This window comes from Enterovibrio sp. FF113 (assembly GCF_041439165.1).
Classification (GTDB): Bacteria; Pseudomonadota; Gammaproteobacteria; order Enterobacterales; family Vibrionaceae; genus Enterovibrio; species Enterovibrio norvegicus_A.
Window position 1 is genome coordinate 153,754 of the sequence record NZ_JBGONO010000006.1, and the last position, 15,898, is coordinate 169,651.

The 15,898-nt window shown below is 45.8% G+C and carries 14 protein-coding genes; 7 read left to right on the forward strand and 7 right to left on the reverse strand.

All coding sequences use genetic code 11. From position 1 onward, the window contains the following. Window positions 1-133 precede the first annotated feature (133 nt). Window positions 134-2,164, forward strand: a complete 2,031-nt coding sequence (locus tag ACED36_RS06710) for a DEAD/DEAH box helicase family protein (protein WP_371732972.1) — start codon at window positions 134-136, stop codon at window positions 2,162-2,164. Window positions 2,165-2,405: 241 nt separating this feature from the next. Here ACED36_RS06710 and ACED36_RS06715 read toward each other — a convergent pair whose 3' ends face one another. Then, on the reverse strand, window positions 2,406-2,789 hold the full coding sequence (locus tag ACED36_RS06715) for a MazG nucleotide pyrophosphohydrolase domain-containing protein (protein ID WP_371732973.1): 384 nt from the start codon (window positions 2,787-2,789) through the stop codon (window positions 2,406-2,408). Next, window positions 2,779-3,486, reverse strand: a complete 708-nt coding sequence (locus ACED36_RS06720) for an Eco47II family restriction endonuclease (protein WP_371732974.1) — start codon at window positions 3,484-3,486, stop codon at window positions 2,779-2,781. Before ACED36_RS06720 ends, ACED36_RS06715 begins: the two co-directional genes overlap by 11 nt. 142 nt (window positions 3,487-3,628) lie before the next feature. Here ACED36_RS06720 and ACED36_RS06725 point away from each other — a divergent pair, with 142 nt between their 5' ends. Further along, window positions 3,629-5,062: a DNA cytosine methyltransferase gene (locus ACED36_RS06725; RefSeq protein WP_371732975.1), complete on the forward strand. Its 1,434-nt coding sequence runs from the start codon at window positions 3,629-3,631 to the stop codon at window positions 5,060-5,062. Between the two features lie 46 nt (window positions 5,063-5,108). Here the strand turns inward: ACED36_RS06725 and ACED36_RS06730 are convergent, their stop codons facing one another. Together ACED36_RS06730 and ACED36_RS06735 are read right to left on the reverse strand one after the other, a co-directional pair. Then, window positions 5,109-5,900: a TdeIII family type II restriction endonuclease gene (locus tag ACED36_RS06730; RefSeq protein ID WP_371732976.1), complete on the reverse strand. Its 792-nt coding sequence runs from the start codon at window positions 5,898-5,900 to the stop codon at window positions 5,109-5,111. 409 nt (window positions 5,901-6,309) lie between these two features. Continuing rightward, window positions 6,310-6,981: an HNH endonuclease gene (locus tag ACED36_RS06735; RefSeq protein ID WP_371732977.1), complete on the reverse strand. Its 672-nt coding sequence runs from the start codon at window positions 6,979-6,981 to the stop codon at window positions 6,310-6,312. A 208-nt stretch (window positions 6,982-7,189) separates the two neighbouring features. Here ACED36_RS06735 and ACED36_RS06740 point away from each other — a divergent pair, with 208 nt between their 5' ends. Continuing rightward, complete coding sequence (locus ACED36_RS06740) at window positions 7,190-7,417, forward strand: hypothetical protein (protein ID WP_371732978.1); 228 nt, start codon at window positions 7,190-7,192, stop codon at window positions 7,415-7,417. On the opposite strand, the gene ACED36_RS06745 is transcribed toward ACED36_RS06740, so the two are convergent. Beyond that, complete coding sequence (locus ACED36_RS06745; protein ID WP_371732979.1) at window positions 7,387-9,105, reverse strand: methyltransferase domain-containing protein; 1,719 nt, start codon at window positions 9,103-9,105, stop codon at window positions 7,387-7,389. The genes ACED36_RS06740 and ACED36_RS06745 overlap by 31 nt on opposite strands. A 258-nt stretch (window positions 9,106-9,363) precedes the next feature. Between ACED36_RS06745 and ACED36_RS06750 the strand changes: the two genes are divergently transcribed. Beyond that, window positions 9,364-10,125 carry a DUF2927 domain-containing protein gene (locus ACED36_RS06750; protein ID WP_371732980.1) on the forward strand — a complete coding sequence of 254 codons (762 nt, stop codon included), beginning with the start codon at window positions 9,364-9,366 and terminating at the stop codon, window positions 10,123-10,125. Between the two features lie 112 nt (window positions 10,126-10,237). Continuing rightward, window positions 10,238-11,245, forward strand: coding sequence for a LacI family DNA-binding transcriptional regulator (locus tag ACED36_RS06755; RefSeq protein ID WP_017007458.1), 1,008 nt, complete (start codon window positions 10,238-10,240; stop codon window positions 11,243-11,245). Between the two features lie 65 nt (window positions 11,246-11,310). Here the strand turns inward: ACED36_RS06755 and edd are convergent, their stop codons facing one another. Both edd and ACED36_RS06765 read right to left on the reverse strand, forming a co-directional pair. Further along, window positions 11,311-13,107 carry a phosphogluconate dehydratase gene (edd, locus tag ACED36_RS06760; RefSeq protein WP_371732981.1) on the reverse strand — a complete coding sequence of 599 codons (1,797 nt, stop codon included), beginning with the start codon at window positions 13,105-13,107 and terminating at the stop codon, window positions 11,311-11,313. Next, a complete protein-coding gene (locus ACED36_RS06765; protein ID WP_371732982.1) occupies window positions 13,104-13,625 on the reverse strand; it encodes a gluconokinase in 522 nt (173 codons plus the stop codon). The genes edd and ACED36_RS06765 overlap by 4 nt, the downstream gene beginning before the upstream one ends. Window positions 13,626-13,783: 158 nt before the next feature. Here ACED36_RS06765 and ACED36_RS06770 point away from each other — a divergent pair, with 158 nt between their 5' ends. Both ACED36_RS06770 and ACED36_RS06775 read left to right on the forward strand, forming a co-directional pair. Next, window positions 13,784-15,160 (forward strand): GntP family permease, encoded by a 1,377-nt coding sequence (locus ACED36_RS06770; protein ID WP_371732983.1) that lies wholly within the window; start codon window positions 13,784-13,786, stop codon window positions 15,158-15,160. A gap of 9 nt (window positions 15,161-15,169) precedes the next feature. Next, complete coding sequence (locus ACED36_RS06775) at window positions 15,170-15,787, forward strand: bifunctional 4-hydroxy-2-oxoglutarate aldolase/2-dehydro-3-deoxy-phosphogluconate aldolase (protein WP_016959772.1); 618 nt, start codon at window positions 15,170-15,172, stop codon at window positions 15,785-15,787. Window positions 15,788-15,898: the final 111 nt, after the last annotated feature.

The following is a 15,898-nucleotide window of genomic DNA, read 5'->3' on the forward strand; positions in this document are numbered from 1 at the left end:
TTCAATATGGTGAAAAAATGCGCACTAAATTAAACCTACAGACAAAATAATCAAGTAAGAAAAAAATATCTCCCACAAAAAAACGAAGTATACTGGTGGTATTTGTAAGAAACTTGAGCTGAGGTTGAAATTAATGACAAACCCAAGATTAGTTAAGGTAGCAGCAAACGCTCGTGCTGATTGGTCTGCGCGAATAGATAAGTTTGGCAAAGAAAGGCCTGAAGCGTTTTCCTCAGCCCAAGAGATCTATGATCTTTTCCAGAAGCATCGTTTTGTTTGTGCATGTGCAGAGACCCAGATGGGGAAAACAACTATTTGTCGTCTACTAGCAAAGAAGTGGCTTTTAGATCTTGATGACGAAATTGCTGGAAGTATGGACAACAAGATCATTGTTTACATTGAGAATGTTGCCAACAATGACCTTGCCACTCAAGCTGAAGAAAACTTTAGCCATTTGGAAACACACGTAAAAGTCGTCTCGATTACAAAAGCAGAGAATTACCTACTGGAAATGAACCCTAAAACGGAAAGTCTTTTCATTATCGACGAATCCCATATGGGTAGTGACCAATTAGCTAAGCGTTTGAGTAATGTATTGGCCGTCATTGAAGAGCGAAGCAACAGAAACGACCGTATTTTACTCGTATCAGCCACTGGTTTCTCCTCAATTTACGAAGCATCACGTGAACGCAGCATTATGGGTTACAGCGCAGCAATCAACGTAGTTAAACAACCTACAGCCTATCGCGGAATTAGTAGCTTTATTAAGAATGACCAAGTAATTGATAACAGCGTAGCTACTTGTTTACTAGAAGCAAAAACTGTAACTCCAGATACGTATATCAGATTCATTGAAACTTTATATGGTGACGAGGGAGGGCTACATATTATACGTTCGAGCGCCAATCGTTCACAAGAAACACTAGAGCATCTACTTAGTCTAATTGACCCAGAAACTGGTGCTCCTGCTCTTCTCCCGCAGAATATCAAAATCGTCGCCAGTAGCTTGAATGATGTTGACCAAAGCGAGCTAACCGCATGGAGCAATGTCTTGAGTCAATATCAAAACTACCGTATTCGTGGTGAAAAGTTAGTGATCATTGTTAGAGGCTTCCTCCGTGTCGGTATCGCGATGCATGAAGAAATGAAAGCAGAGTTGATGTCCACTTGGGATGGAACGTCTTCAGCGGTTTCTTCAGTAGTTCAGGCTCTTATCGGAAGGGCTTGCGGATACCACAACAACACGAAAGTGCTTCACTTTGCCAATAAAAGAATGCTAGAAGCGCATACAGAACTCTCTGAAAAACTCAACCTACTGTCAAAAGATTCTGAAGTAACACTCAACAATCTTGCTTTAGCCATCGACAATATCACCACCAAGTATGGTGTCAAAAATTGGGACCCAGGTTTGGCTGGTATTGATAGTGACAGAAAGGTCAGTGCTGCGGAAAAAAGAACAAAAGAAGCGCAATTTAAGGTGAGAAACTTCGCGGCTTATTCCTTTGACCCTCTGACCGAGCAAAAATCCAAAGATGATCACTTTGATGAGGGTATTACCAAAGAACTCGCACAACAACTGCATGGAGCTGAAGTAGATTTATCTGACCAAAAAATAAAGCTGACACAACTTCTACTGAAAGTACATAAGGAGTATCACACCATCCGTGGGGAAGTTCGCCGAAAAAGTAGGCAACTTAGAGGTATCCCCTTTGCTTATGGTCAATTTATAAATAGAAATACTTTTCTCAAACCTGAACATGGGAATCGTAAAGCGCTCGAACGAGCTATGTCAGAGCTAATGCGTGAAGATGGTAAGCCAGTGTCTTTCAATGGGCTAAAAAAGCAAGGTGGCGGTGAAAGGAATATTGAGAATGTAGACTACGTAGTTTATGTGGTCTCTTCGTATAATTCGACCCAAAAAAGCCCCAAAGAAAGTCTGGAAGACACAATCCTATCTGAGGCAACAGTTCGTAACTTCTGTAAAACGTATGATATAAAAGAGAATAATACTGTCGTGATTTTGTTCAGTAAGGGTGAGCGGTATACAGAACTAGAAAGACAGTTGAAACTGGACTTCGAGAAAGCACAAGCTCGCAAGAAAAAGAGCGGTAATGTTGTGCCTACAAGTGTTTACACTGTCGAACATGAAAAGGAAATTATATAAACACTGAATACTCGCACATAAAATTGCAACATACGCAACTATAAGCACAATTATTTTACTGATGAAAATCAGTAAATGGCGCTTTCTATGTATTTAGCTACCAGGGATTAAGACGTCTTTTCTCGCCCCTAAAGATTGACTAACCTATTACTAAGTATATAGTTAGAGGGATCTTTCAACCATGCCCGGATGAACGGATCATGGAGAGCCTTCACGGGCTCTCCACTTTCACCTCACGGAATCATTGAGAGCGATTAAATTCTAACAACAAAGCCTGTTTTTGCTGAGCTTTCACTTCATCCCAAGACTCACCGTCTTTTCGTTTAGTAACACGCTCCGCGTACTTTTTATGAACTCGTTCAAAAACGGCAGCTTTATCTATTCTACCTTCCAGCTCAAGATGTTCCAGGGAGCAAACGAAATTCCAAAGCAAATCTCCAAGCTCATCCTCTAAGAAACACTGGCGCTTTAAACATAGCTCCTCTTTCACTTCAGCCACTTCATTCACCAAGGCATCAAGATAAGTAACACTGCCTTTGAACCAAGTACCTTCAAGATCTCTCTCCGCTTTTACTTTCGCTATCAATTGAAGCTGTTCTAAGAATTTTCCTGAATCATTTACCATATGCTTTCTCAAAGTTACTAATGAATGCATCTGATTTGGTAACCTTTTCTGAATCCAATACAACCTCAAACTCTTCCTTAACTATCTCTTCAACAATAGAAGGTAGGACTTTATAGAGCTCATCTAAGGCATTGGTATACCCGGTTAGAATCGCATAGAAGCTCCGCCCATCAATCTGCCGAATATCTTCGCGTAGCACTCTGTTCTGCTGCGTTTTATTATCGGAAGGGGTAAAAGGAACATTGTAGGCTTTCTGACCTTTTGGAAGAATTTCAACATAGTAACCAACATAACCTGGACGTTTATCCAATTCTTTTGCCAAATCATCATAGATAGCGACTTTGTGGTTCCCCTTAGTCGTATTGTGTTTATTTTTAATTTCAGCGATAAGTTTCTTGCCGATAGAAACCACATCGATCACATTCCCAACAGCCAATTTCGTAACTGCGGGGATAGAGCCAATGATATCTTCATGAAGCGACCCAATCGCATTTTGCTTTGTTTTCTGGACCTGGCGTTCTTTTTCTTGTAGCATCCAATCATCAAGGCTGATGCCTTGAACGACAGCGTCAATAGAAGCAGAAAAGCAGTCTAACGTATTGCGGTAAAGATCTAGTTCTACAGTCTGAGCCACATAAACTCGCTTAACACTGCCACGAACAGCTTCTTTAAGTTGGTTTCTATCAAATGCTTTCACTTCTAACCTCCTGACATAAAACAGCATTATTGATCAAGATGTCAGTAATTAGTATGAGTAAAAAAAAACCGTTAAAATAGTGAAATTCAGCAAAAGTGACTGTATATTTAAACAGTACCCTAACTCATTGTGGAAGCGTCATATGTTTGATGTCCAAATCGAAAAATCAGAAATCAAGTACAGCATTGAAGTTCTAGCTGACATTCTTTCTCAATCTAAAGCAACTATGGAGTCACGTATCAAACGTGGTGAACTTTCGGTATGTAAAGAGTCAGGAAAGATCCCTCTAGAGCAAGTTGACCACTTTCCAGAAATTCAAACGATGCTCACCTCCAAGTGGGACGAAGAGCATTCGATTAAACCTAACAGAGACTACAAACTAGTCGAATTGTTTGCGGGTGGCGGCGGTTTAGCTTTGGGTATGGAGCAGGCAGGGCTTGATAGTGTTTTCCTCAATGAATGGGACAAACACGCATGTGCCACCTTGCGACACAACCGCCCAGAATGGAATGTTGTGGAAGGCGATATTTCGAAAATAGACTTTACCAAAATAGCAGATGACGTTGACATTTTAACTGGAGGCTTCCCCTGCCAAGCGTTCTCTTATGCCGGAAAAAGTCTAGGATTCGAAGATACTCGCGGCACGTTGTTTTTTGAAATGGCGCGTGCAATTAAAGAGCTGCAACCAAAAGTCTTTATGGCCGAAAACGTTCGTGCACTATTGACTCATGAAAATGGCGAAACATTAAGTACCATCAAACATGTTATTGATGAGTTAGGCTACGAATTGGTAGAGCCGCGTGTACTGAAAGCCATTTTCTATAAAGTCCCGCAAAAGCGTGAACGCGTAATTTTAGTAGGAATACGGAAAGACCTCGCTCAAGGCATTAAATTTCACTGGCCATCCCCATATCGTAAAGTTATGACTTTGCGTGATGCATTCTATGCAGGTGAACTTTACGAAACCGATGTACCAGAATCGCCAGGCCAAGAATATCCTGAGCGAAAACGCGAGATCATGAAATATGTTCCACAAGGAGGTTACTGGCGTAATCTTCCTGATGACCTACAGCGTGAATACATGCAAAAAAGCTACTTTCTAGGCGGTGGAAAAACGGGCATGGCTCGACGCTTATCACTAGAGGAGCCTAGCTTGACCCTGACAACATCACCAGCGCAAAAACAAACTGAACGCTGTCATCCACTCGAGACTCGACCACTGCAAGTTCGAGAGTATGCACGCATTCAAACATTCCCGGATAATTGGGAATTTCAGGGTTCAAAAAATGCAGCATATAAACAAATCGGCAATGCTGTACCAGTAAACATGGCAGCTGCACTTGGTTTTTCATTAGTGAAACTATTGAATGATATTGAAGAGCAAACATCGGCGAAAATAGACAAGAATACCGAGATAACCCAACCACCAGAAAAATCCTGCAATATCTCGCCAGATCGACAGCTCAAAGAGATAGAAGCTGAAAATGAAGCACTCAAAGCCGATAATAATGAGTTAAGAGAGCAATTAGCAAATCAAGAGAAAAAGCTTCATAAATTGAGAGATGCTCTTATTTAATTTAAATTTCCGCGACAAGCATAGGGGCTTAGCCCCTATGTTTTAATTATTCAAAGTGATGTAGAAACTGTTCACCAAAGTGAGTTCCCAATCGTTTAAAGGTCAGCTCAATAAGGTGGGTTGTGTCATTAACACCAGTCAACTTATCCCAAAACTCATTACCCACCAAAGCTTCTCGAGATGGAATCAAAGGTGAAACCTTACCTTTTTCTTTCATCCAGAAACTACCTTTATGCGGGTCAAATGGGAACGCTAAATAGCAAAACACTGGTTTTCTTATTCCCATCAATGCAAGATATGTATACCAATAAATAAAATTCTTTAGGAACTTAGGCCCACCACCCACATTTATTTGATTGGTTTTTATATCAAAAAAGTAGAACTCATTATCACGTACCAATATAACATCAACACCCTGACCTTTAGGGATTTTTTGATACTCAAGGCCGCTCACATCAATATTTTCATCAACGTATTCACAAACATCCAACCAGGAATCATGAAGAGGGATATGTGGATCCTTTATTTTTTTCGCCTCCCAAAGTGATATAAATTTCAAAACATCTTCAGGTATAATCGGAACTGACTGGTTGAAAAAATCATCTTCATCTAGCACATGATAGGCATTACCTTCTGCAAAGGCCTTCGCGATTGGCTCCCACACCCGAGTTCCCATAGAGGTTTCTAGACCTCCGATCAGAGAGCGAATTTTTCGCTCTCTTGGGAAAATATGATCCAGTAAATGGGTTACTTTCACTTCTTTACCATCAAAAAAACAGTGAAAATTTTTACTCACCGTATTTTCGATGATGTCTCCAATTCCCTGCTCTGTGAGCATAGGTAAATCTCCCGCTAGCCAATGAGATTTAAAGCTAGCAATATTTAAACCCTTTTAAATGATAAATTTATCACTTTACACGCTAACTCACATATTTAGATAACTGTATTTCCTTGTATTATAAAACATACCCCAATCAACAGTTAAAATTATCCCTAGTCTTGAATTCAGAATTGACTATGACCACCATCTCTATGCTGAGACTGTCTCAATTGGAGCTTTCTGCTATTTTTCATTAAATCAAGATATTCCATATGTGCATCAATAAAAATGAGCTTTATATAAGCTTGATGTGATAGTTCCTTTTAAATATTGACCGTCCACACGAACATCTAGCTAATTGTCCAATTTTATAATTGGCAATCCTGTAATTAACCCTACGTGTGAAGTCTATTTTCACTAGCGGAATTCACTTTCGAGCAAGCCTTGGCACCGTTAGGTATAACAGCTCTACAAGCTCTCTTCTCCCCTCACTGAAATGCAAGGCTCGGTGACAGTTTGGACAGACTGCAACTGCGTTTTCGATGCAGTCTGAACCACCATCCGCCAAGCGACGTACATGATGAATTTCCAAATAAGGTTCGCCACTATCTTTGATAAACGGAGCTCGCTTGCCACAGCATTCACAATCTCCGTTGGCTTGCCTAAGAACCCAATCTCGTACCGCATCACTTCTAGAATAGATGGTTACTTGCGACTGACCAGCCTTGGGCTCTCGCTCTCCAAGTGGCTTGCTTTTTACTACATACCCACCAGATAACTGATCCCATCCGCTTTCGTTGATCTGTTGCCGTGCTACTTCGTGTTTTAAAATTAACCCTTCGATCTGTTTTTCTGTCTTCTCACCTACATTTTTCGCAGGCTTCAAACCATTAATCCACGAACGTCCCATCAGGTTAAGAACATGCGATATATTTTGAAAGCGATATTCATACGCCTTTGCTGTTCTTCCGTACCTGTCAGAAAGTGACTGATAGATATGCTTTTTTATTACCTTCTTACCTGCTTTCTCTTGTGTTTGAATATCCAGATAGGAAAGAACGGCTGCTTCTAACTCTTCGTGACTCCAGCTTGAACTCATAAACCGACAACTTCATCAATAACCGTGAATGCAAGCTATTCAAACTCTAAAGTATTCACAATGATGCTTATCAATAACTCGAGTCACATTTCAAAATAGACGCTGATAAGTCGGGTAATTCAGGCCAAATCATAGTATTGCTTTGTGACTTATAGTCCGTAGACTCCCTTTTATTTCGTTGCCAAACTTGGATAAAAAGGAGCTGACCATGACAAACATTTACTCGCAAGAAGACGAATTTGTGTACGAAGGCTTCTCGATTTTCGTTGAAGAAAATGCTGACCAATATTGTGGTGGTTTTGAGTTCACTGTAATTGATGCAAGTGGCATCATTAAATCAGGTATCGCTTTTTCCCAGCAAGATGCATTCAACAAAGCCATACGTTGGATTGATCAGAATACACCTCACCACTCCCCCACCAGCAACCGACTCTGAACTCCTGCCACTTGTAACTTCATGGCTTCAAACACGGCGTCAAAGCCTCTTTCGTTTGTGCCGATGTTCGGGAGTGACAGCACGGCTTCGCTGAAAAAGCGGGTTTTATCGTGCTCGCTTTCCCATGCCAGTTGCCAGAAATCGAGGATCAGCGGCTTGGCTTTTTGCAGGCGTTGCTTGGATGGCACCCGATTGAGCTTGGTGAGGTTTTCTTTTTCCGTGGTGGGAAACAGGTTCCATCTGTCGTTATTCGGCCAATACGCAAACGGCAGACAATGATCGACATGATATTGATCGTTCAGCTTGGTGTTGCTCCACACACTGACGATTTGATGCTGGTTTTCACGCAACAATGCAATGCGTTTTCGCACATCTCGCGTGTCGTGGCTGGCATCTATCCACGCTAAACAATCGTGATAGGTTTGCAGTGAAATCGCGCGGCGCTGGTTTAGCTCATAGCGCTTCATTTCCGCTATCCATTGGTTCACCACCAGCGGCTCTATCCAACTGGCGTAGAGCCTCAAGCAATCCCACAGGCTTTCTTCTAAGGTGAATACCCCGAAGCTTTGCAAAAACTCACTGTCAATAATAAAGCTAGATTTGGCGTGAACCTTGGTGCGCTCCATCTCAAACAAAGGTCGGGTGATATCACCACGATAGGTGAATTTGACCGGCCCCGCTTTGAGTGTGTAGATGGTATGCCGCATCGCTTTTTGCAATGCTTGTGCATCTTCACCTGTGAAAAACGCCCCGATAGAAAGATCGTCCGGCGTCAGGTGTTTTAATTTGTGCCAACCCTCGTCTTTAACAAACCCCAATCCTTTATTGGCGTCGCTGTTTTGTTGAATCCCTTGTCCGTCCCCCACGTCCGTATCAAGCAGGCGTTTGTACTGGCGCATCCAATACAGTGCGACCAAGCCCAATGGAATGGCAATACGCTTATCAGAACGATCAATCACCGCGCCGGGATGTGCATCGGCAATGCGCAGCAAGGTGCGAAGCAATGCAAGCTTGTAAGTGGCGGACTTGCTGTCGTTGACGATCACATGGCGCACGGTAAGCAAATCGCCTGAGCCATCATCCGGCAAGGTTAATACGACGGTTTGCCACTTCACGTCATCACGCCCGAGCACATCCGCCTGCAAAGGGGTTTGCAGCCTTATCTGAAGCGCATGATCTTTGGCGAACTGCGCAATTTCTTCAACGGAAACAGGGTGAGCTTGCCTTGCATCATCAAAGCCGCCGTGGCGAAGCGTGATCACCAGTCGCCCATTGGGTGCTAACAGGTTCGCCAGTTTTCGAAATGCACGTTCTCTGTCGCTCAGCGCGATGTGCATCCACACGGCAGAAAGCAAGATACAGTCAAAGCGAAGGCTAAGTTGATTCACCACTTTCAGTTCTGGCAGGGTGTCTGAAAGCCAAGTGATAGGAAGGGATTGCGTGCCTGATTCGCCAATCGCCCGAAAGCTATCGGCAGGCTCTACCGCATAAACATCACAGCCTTGGTTCGCGAACCACGTGGCATCCGCGCCATTGCCTGCGCCCACATCCAGCACTTTGCAGGAGCCATTGCTGCCATCAGGCCAATAAGATCGCCAGCTCTCATGAACCTGCTCAAAGCTCACTTGCTGATACTGGTTATCCAGCTGTTCTGAATGTTGATGGTAAAACTGGATAGTTCGGTTCATAAGAGATGGGTTTATGTGTGGTTTGTCAATTGTACGTTGTATGAACTTTTATGCACGTCTGAAAAAGGAAAAACGCGACCGTGGCTGCCGGATCTAAGAGCAGTGGCACTGAACAAAGACAGCAGGCCATCAAGCCCTTATCACATATCGGCACGGGTCATTTTCCCCCTACAATTGAAACCTACTCGCTTAGTTGCCATCATTACGTTTGTGCGTTCTAAGTTTGGTGCGCGGAAATGCAAGCGATGGAGAGCGGCGGTGCGACATTGGGTCTTGGGGTTATTGTTTGTAGTCTTTGCAGCGCCGACGTTAGCAGCATGGGACGACACCGCCTATGTGAAAAAGGCATTCAAGATTATTGCCCTCAACAATGAGTATGATGATAAAACCCACCCCATCCGTAAGTGGCACCAGCCAATACGGGTTTTCATTGATCACCGCGTGGGTGATGACAAGCTTCACACCATGCTCACCACCATTCAGATCAACGATTTAGCGCGCGCCACAGGGCATGACATCAAACTGGTCGATGATCCGGAAGAAGCCAACATTCGGATGGTGTTTACCCGCCAAGGCCGTTGGCAAGATGAAACCCGAGAATTGTGGCCGACAGCGGAAAACTTCCCTTTTCATGGCGCGATCTGTATGGCGCATATTTCGGTGACGCCAAAGACGGAAGTCCGAAAGGCGCTGATTGTTATTCCTGTCGACCTTGCCCGTGAACGCGGCAAACTGTTTGCCTGCGTGGTCGAAGAAATCACTCAGGTGATGGGGCTGCCGAACGATTCAGATAAGGTCTTCCCCTCCATTTTTAACGATGCCTCGAAGAACAACCTGATGACGCCACTAGACATCACGTTACTTCGGTTGCTCTATTCATCTGAGGTTCGCGCTGGCATGAGTGAAAAACAGGTGATGCCGTTGCTGGACGACTGGTTCAAAAAAAACCCTAATTGGTCAAAGCAATCGACTGATCTCTACCTTCAAAGTAAATTCATTACGGAGTTTGGGTTGAATTGAAGGGCGACGACGTTCAATTTTGATACAACCTTAGTAAATGTTGTCTAAGTGCTTGTACATACTGCATCTTTAACCAATAATGTTACGGTAACATTATTGGTTGGCTCAATGTATGAATCAAAATTTTAAAAAGAATCGCGCAACACTGCAAGACGTAGCAGATACGATTGGTATCACGAAGATGACGGTCTCTCGTTATCTTCGAAACCCCGACACGGTCGCCGCAAAAACCCGAGAGAAAATAGCGCAAGCCATTGAAGAGCTTGGCTACATTGAAAACAAAGCACCGGCGATGCTATCAAAATCGTCCAGCCGTGCGATTGGCATTTTGCTTCCCTCTCTGTCCAATCAAATCTTTGCCTCTTTCGTTCAAGGAATAGAATCCGTCACGAAAGCGCATGGCTATGAAACCCTGCTGGCTCACTTCAGCTATGACGAAGTAGAAGAAGAACAAAAAATTGCCTCTCTCCTTTCTTATCAAGTCGATGGGCTTATCTTAACCGAGAGCCATCACACACAGAAAACCCTGCAGATGATCGAGAATGCAGGCATACCTGTGGTGGAAACCATGGAACTGCCAGACACCCCCATTGATATGGCTGTAGGCCTTGATCATATTGCCGCATCGTATGACGTTGTGAATCGCATGATTGCTTCAGGCAAACGTTCAATTGCCTATTTTGGTGCTCGCCTTGATTCACGCACCCAATTACGAATGGCGGGTTACGATAAAGCATTGAAAGAGGCAGGATTAGCGCCAAAGCATATTCTGACAGGTGAGCATTCCAGCTATTCATTGGCCGCTGGCCTTCTTAGCCGTGCGTTAGAAGCACATCCAGATTTGGATGGTGTGTTTTGCACCAATGACGATATTGCCATCGGTACGTTACTGAGCGCACAGCAACGGGGGCTGAAAGTACCAGAGCAATTGTCGATTGTAGGATACAACGCGTTAGATATTGGCCAAACCGTCATGCCAAAGCTGACGAGTGTGGATACACCTCGTTATGACATTGGCGAGAAAAGTGCAGAGCTTTTGCTGGCAAGGCTGAGAGGTGATGAGATTGAAAACAAGGTTGTCGACCTCGGCTATCAAATTACGAATGGTGAAAGCCATTAACTGAAAACACACAGGGCGGCTATTTGGCCGCCCTGTGGTTATTGGCATCACTGATGCGCTCAGTATCAGAGAATGAAGCTTGCGCCTTCCTCTGCACTTGTCACGCTCTGACGCATCACTTTAAACATGTTTCGTCCCCACGTTTGCTGTAAGGCTTCGGTATCAAGTTCAATCTGCGTTCTGCCTTGGGTATCAGCCAAGTTGTTCAACTCGCCCGTTTCGCAGTTCACAGAAATTATATCGCCTTCATGCACCAGACCGATCGCCCCACCACGAATGGCTTCCGGTGAAACGTGAATGGCTGAAGGGACCTTACCCGATGCGCCCGACAAGCGCCCATCCGTTACCAGCGCCACGCTAAAGCCGGCTTTTTGAATGTTACCTAGGATTGGCATCAGTTTGTGCAGCTCAGGCATACCGTTTGCCGCAGGGCCATTGTGCGTTAACACCACAATGCAATCTTTGTTCAGCTCGCCACGCTGGTAGGCGGCTTCCACTTCATGCTGACAACGGAACACGGCCGCTGGCGCTTCAATAATGCGCTGATCACTTTTCAGCGCGGACACTTTAACAACCGCACGTCCAAGGTTGCCATCAAGAACACGCGTGCCGCCGGTGCTTTCAAACACTTCACCGCTCGCCGCGATAACCAACCCATTCATTGAACCGTTGCACGCCTGCCAGCTCAGTTTGCCGTCATGAAGGATTGGCAATGACAGTTGGTCTTCAAAAGAACCAAATACAGGAACCACATCAGAATGCACCAACTGCGCTTCGTGCAGACGATGCATCAACGCGGGCACGCCGCCCGCTTGTTGGAACGCATTCATGTCTGCAGGGCCATTTGGATACACTTTGGCCAACAACGGAACAACGTTCGACAAGTCGCTAATGTCTTGCCACGTCAGCATAATACCCGCCGCACGAGCGACAGCCAGCATATGAATAGTGTGGTTGGTACTGCCACCTGATGCTAAGAGCGCGATCACGCCGTTGATCAGGCTCTTCTCTGTCACGACCTCAGAAAGCGGACGGTATTGCGCAGAATCTTTGGTCATTGACGCGATCTTTGATGCTGCATGATCAGTCAATGCCGTGCGCATGGCTGAATGCGGGTGAATAAACGCAGAGCCCGGAAGCATCAAACCCATTGCTTCAAACACCAACTGGTTGGTATTCGCGGTGCCATAGAAGGTACAGGTGCCCGGCGCGTGGTAGGCGCTACATTCCATATCTAGCAAGGCTTCTTTGCCCACTTCACCCGCCGCATAACGCTGACGCACATCCACTTTTTCTTCGTTACTGATCCCTGTCGCCATCAAGCCTGCTGGCACAAACGCGGTCGGTAAGTGCGCATAGGCCAATGCGCCCATGAGCTGCCCTGGTGCGATCTTGTCACAGATACCCAGCAGCAAGGTGGCGTCATAGCTATTGTGGCTTAGTGACAGTGCGGTTGACTGCGCGATGAGATCGCGAGAAAACAACGACATGTCCATGCCTGGCTGGCCTTGTGTCACGCCATCACACATCGCAGGCACGCAACCTGCAACTTGTGCGGTGTGGCCTTGTAATGCCAGCGTTTGTTTAATTTGGTCTGGGTAATCTTTGTAAGGCTGGTGCGCACTTAGCATGTCATTGTATGCACTGATCAGTGCCACGTTAGCGCGAGTCAGATCGAGAATTGATTTTTTCTCAGAGGCACAAGACGCAGCCACTGCGTGCGCTAAGTTGCCGCAGGAAAGTTGATTGCGCCCTTTTCCCGCATCCGCCTGCGCTTGAATATGAGCAAGGAACGTCTCGCGTGTGGCGCGACTGCGTTCAATCAAACGCTCGGTCACTTTTTTGACGACAAAATGGATCATGCAAACACCTCATTCCTTTCCAACACAGCTTGTGCGGCATGCTCGACCACACTCTGAATATCGCATTTGATGCTGACAACAATCGTTTGTGGCTCGTTATCGGGGCGGTCTAAGGCTTCAAACTGGCTTTTCACCATGTTCTCTTTCATAAAGTGACCTTTGCGGGCGCGCATACGCGCCATGATCAATTCAAAGTCGCCATCAAGAAACAGGAAGGTCACGTTACTGTTTCCTTCGCGTATCTGATCACGGTACTTTTTTTTCAATGCTGAGCACACGATCACACCATGCTCATTCTTGCTTTCTAGACTGTAAGCTGCATCGCGAATACGCTCTAGCCAAGGTTTGCGGTCATCATCATTGAGCGGCTCACCTGATGACATTTTTTGAATATTGGCGCGTGGATGGAGATCGTCTCCATCGATGAATTTGCGATCAAGCCGTTTAGCGAGTAACTCTCCAATGGTGGTTTTTCCACTGGCACAAACGCCCATCACGATGACACTACTTCCAGCCATGACTCATCCTCTTTACCAAATTTGCGCGTGCTCTCAATTTTGGAATTCACTTTGAAATATGGGTTTATCTTACGAATGTTATCGGTAACATGTTACCGGTAACGTAAACAAATGTGAACTCACACACAAACAATAACAATGCTAGAAAAGGTGTAACTATGGAGCAGTTAGTTCAACCCTCAGATCCTACGTTTTTGTTAACCATTGCTGTGTTCGCTATCGCGGCACTTTTGGTATTGATCATTAAATTGAAAGTGCATGCGTTTGCCTCCCTGACCATTGTCAGCTTGGGCACAGCGATTGCGACTGGCGTTGCGTCAGAACAAGTGGTACCGACCATGATGAGTGGTTTTGGTGGCACATTGGCTTCCGTCGCGCTCCTTGTTGGTCTTGGCGCGATGATTGGTAAAATCCTCGAAGTGACGGGGGGTGCGCAGGTTTTGGCTGACACGCTGATCGGTCGATTCGGCAAAGACAAAGCGCCTCTCGCCCTTGGTATTGCCTCACTGCTGTTCGGTTTCCCTATTTTCTTTGACGCTGGCCTTGTGGTGATGATGCCTATCATCCTGAGTGTTGCGAGCCGTTTCGGTGGTTCTCCGCTGAAATACGCACTGCCATCAGCCGGCGCATTTGCTGTCATGCATGGCTTCGTTCCCCCTCACCCAGGCCCAGTTGCGGCGGCAGAGTTTCTCGGCGCAAACATCGGTCTACTGTTGGTTGTTGGCCTGCTTGTGGCCATTCCAACATGGTACTTGGGCGCGTATCTTTTCGGCCTGTACGCGGGTAAGAAGTTCGATATTCCTTTGTCTAAAGCCTTCTTCAACGGCGATACCGTCGTTGATGAATCAAAGCTGCCAAAATTTGCCACGGTAATGAGCATTCTGGTGCTGCCTGTGGTACTTATCTGTCTCGACACAGGTCTGCACACGCTATCTGTTGCTGGGATCATTGACGGCAACACGCCGGTCATTGAATTCCTGCGCATGCTAGGTAAAACACCCGTTGCATTGCTTATCACTTTGCTGGTCTGTTTGGTGGTGTTTGCCAAAGACTACGGCATGGCAAAACTTGAAAAACTGTGTGGTGATTCACTCGCACCAATCTGTGGCGTGGTGCTGGTCACTGGTGCTGGCGGTATGTTCGGTGGCGTATTGCGTGCAAGTGGCATTGGCGATGCATTGGCAGGCGTACTAACAGACACAGGCATGCCCGTGATTGTGGCGGCATTCGTTATCTCAACGTGTCTTCGCGTTGCACAAGGTTCAGCGACCGTTGCACTGACAACCACCGCAGCACTGATTGCCCCAGTGGTTGCATCGACGGTAGGCCTTAGCGAACTCGATTTATGCTTTATCGTTATCGCCATTGCGAGTGGCGCGACGGTACTTTCACACTTCAACGATTCAGGCTTTTGGTTGGTATCTCGTCTACTCGATATGGATGAGAAGACCACGCTGAAAACATGGACCGTGATGGAAACATTGTTAGGCGGTATTGCATTTATTATCGTCGCAACACTTAGCTTTATTTTGTAGAGGTAAACAATGAAAACGATTGAACAGCGACTAAAAGAAATCCAAATCGTCCCAGTTATTGCGATTAACGATGTCGCTCACGCTCTGCCTCTGGCAAAAGTGTTGGTAGAAAACGGCCTGCCATGTGCTGAAGTCACTTTCCGCACAGAAGCGGCAGCGGAATCTATTCGTATTATGCGTGACGCCTACCCTGAGCTACTGATTGGTGCGGGCACGGTACTGACGACGGAACAGGTCGACATCGCGATTGACGCGGGTGTGGATTTCATCGTGAGCCCGGGCTTCAACCCGACCACCGTGAAATACTGTCAGCAGCGCAACATGCCAATCGTACCGGGTGTGAACAACCCAAGTTTGGTTGAGCAAGCCATGGAAATGGGCCTGAAGACATTGAAGTTCTTCCCTGCTGAGCCTTCTGGTGGCGTTAACATGCTAAAAGCACTCGGTGCGGTTTACCCAGTGAGCTTTATGCCAACAGGTGGCGTTAGCCCAGCCAACGTTGATCAGTATCTTGCGCTAAAAAGTGTTGTCGCATGCGGCGGTACGTGGATGGTACCGACTGACATGATGGACAACGGCGACTGGGACGGCATTGCCGCGCTGGTAAAAGCGGTTTCCGAGCGTTAATCGCCAAACAGAACGCAAACCTAAGCCGAGCTCACCGCTCGGCTTTTCTCTATCAAATCACCCCGCATCAAATACGCAATTCAGTGCCCATTTCGAGCAAGAAATTGCCCC

Bases quoted from the DNA above. Each gene is read 5' to 3' on its own strand.
- ACED36_RS06710 (WP_371732972.1), top strand. From the start codon at position 134: ATGACAAACCCAAGATTAGTTAAGGTAGCAGCAAACGCTCGTGCTGAT.
- ACED36_RS06715 (WP_371732973.1), bottom strand. From the start codon at position 2,789: ATGGTAAATGATTCAGGAAAATTCTTAGAACAGCTTCAATTGATAGCG.
- ACED36_RS06725 (WP_371732975.1), top strand. From the start codon at position 3,629: ATGTTTGATGTCCAAATCGAAAAATCAGAAATCAAGTACAGCATTGAA.
- ACED36_RS06730 (WP_371732976.1), bottom strand. From the start codon at position 5,900: ATGCTCACAGAGCAGGGAATTGGAGACATCATCGAAAATACGGTGAGT.
- ACED36_RS06735 (WP_371732977.1), bottom strand. From the start codon at position 6,981: ATGAGTTCAAGCTGGAGTCACGAAGAGTTAGAAGCAGCCGTTCTTTCC.
- ACED36_RS06740 (WP_371732978.1), top strand. From the start codon at position 7,190: ATGACAAACATTTACTCGCAAGAAGACGAATTTGTGTACGAAGGCTTC.
- ACED36_RS06745 (WP_371732979.1), bottom strand. From the start codon at position 9,105: ATGAACCGAACTATCCAGTTTTACCATCAACATTCAGAACAGCTGGAT.
- ACED36_RS06755 (WP_017007458.1), top strand. From the start codon at position 10,238: ATGAATCAAAATTTTAAAAAGAATCGCGCAACACTGCAAGACGTAGCA.
- edd (WP_371732981.1), bottom strand. From the start codon at position 13,107: ATGATCCATTTTGTCGTCAAAAAAGTGACCGAGCGTTTGATTGAACGC.
- ACED36_RS06765 (WP_371732982.1), bottom strand. From the start codon at position 13,625: ATGGCTGGAAGTAGTGTCATCGTGATGGGCGTTTGTGCCAGTGGAAAA.
- ACED36_RS06770 (WP_371732983.1), top strand. From the start codon at position 13,784: ATGGAGCAGTTAGTTCAACCCTCAGATCCTACGTTTTTGTTAACCATT.
- ACED36_RS06775 (WP_016959772.1), top strand. From the start codon at position 15,170: ATGAAAACGATTGAACAGCGACTAAAAGAAATCCAAATCGTCCCAGTT.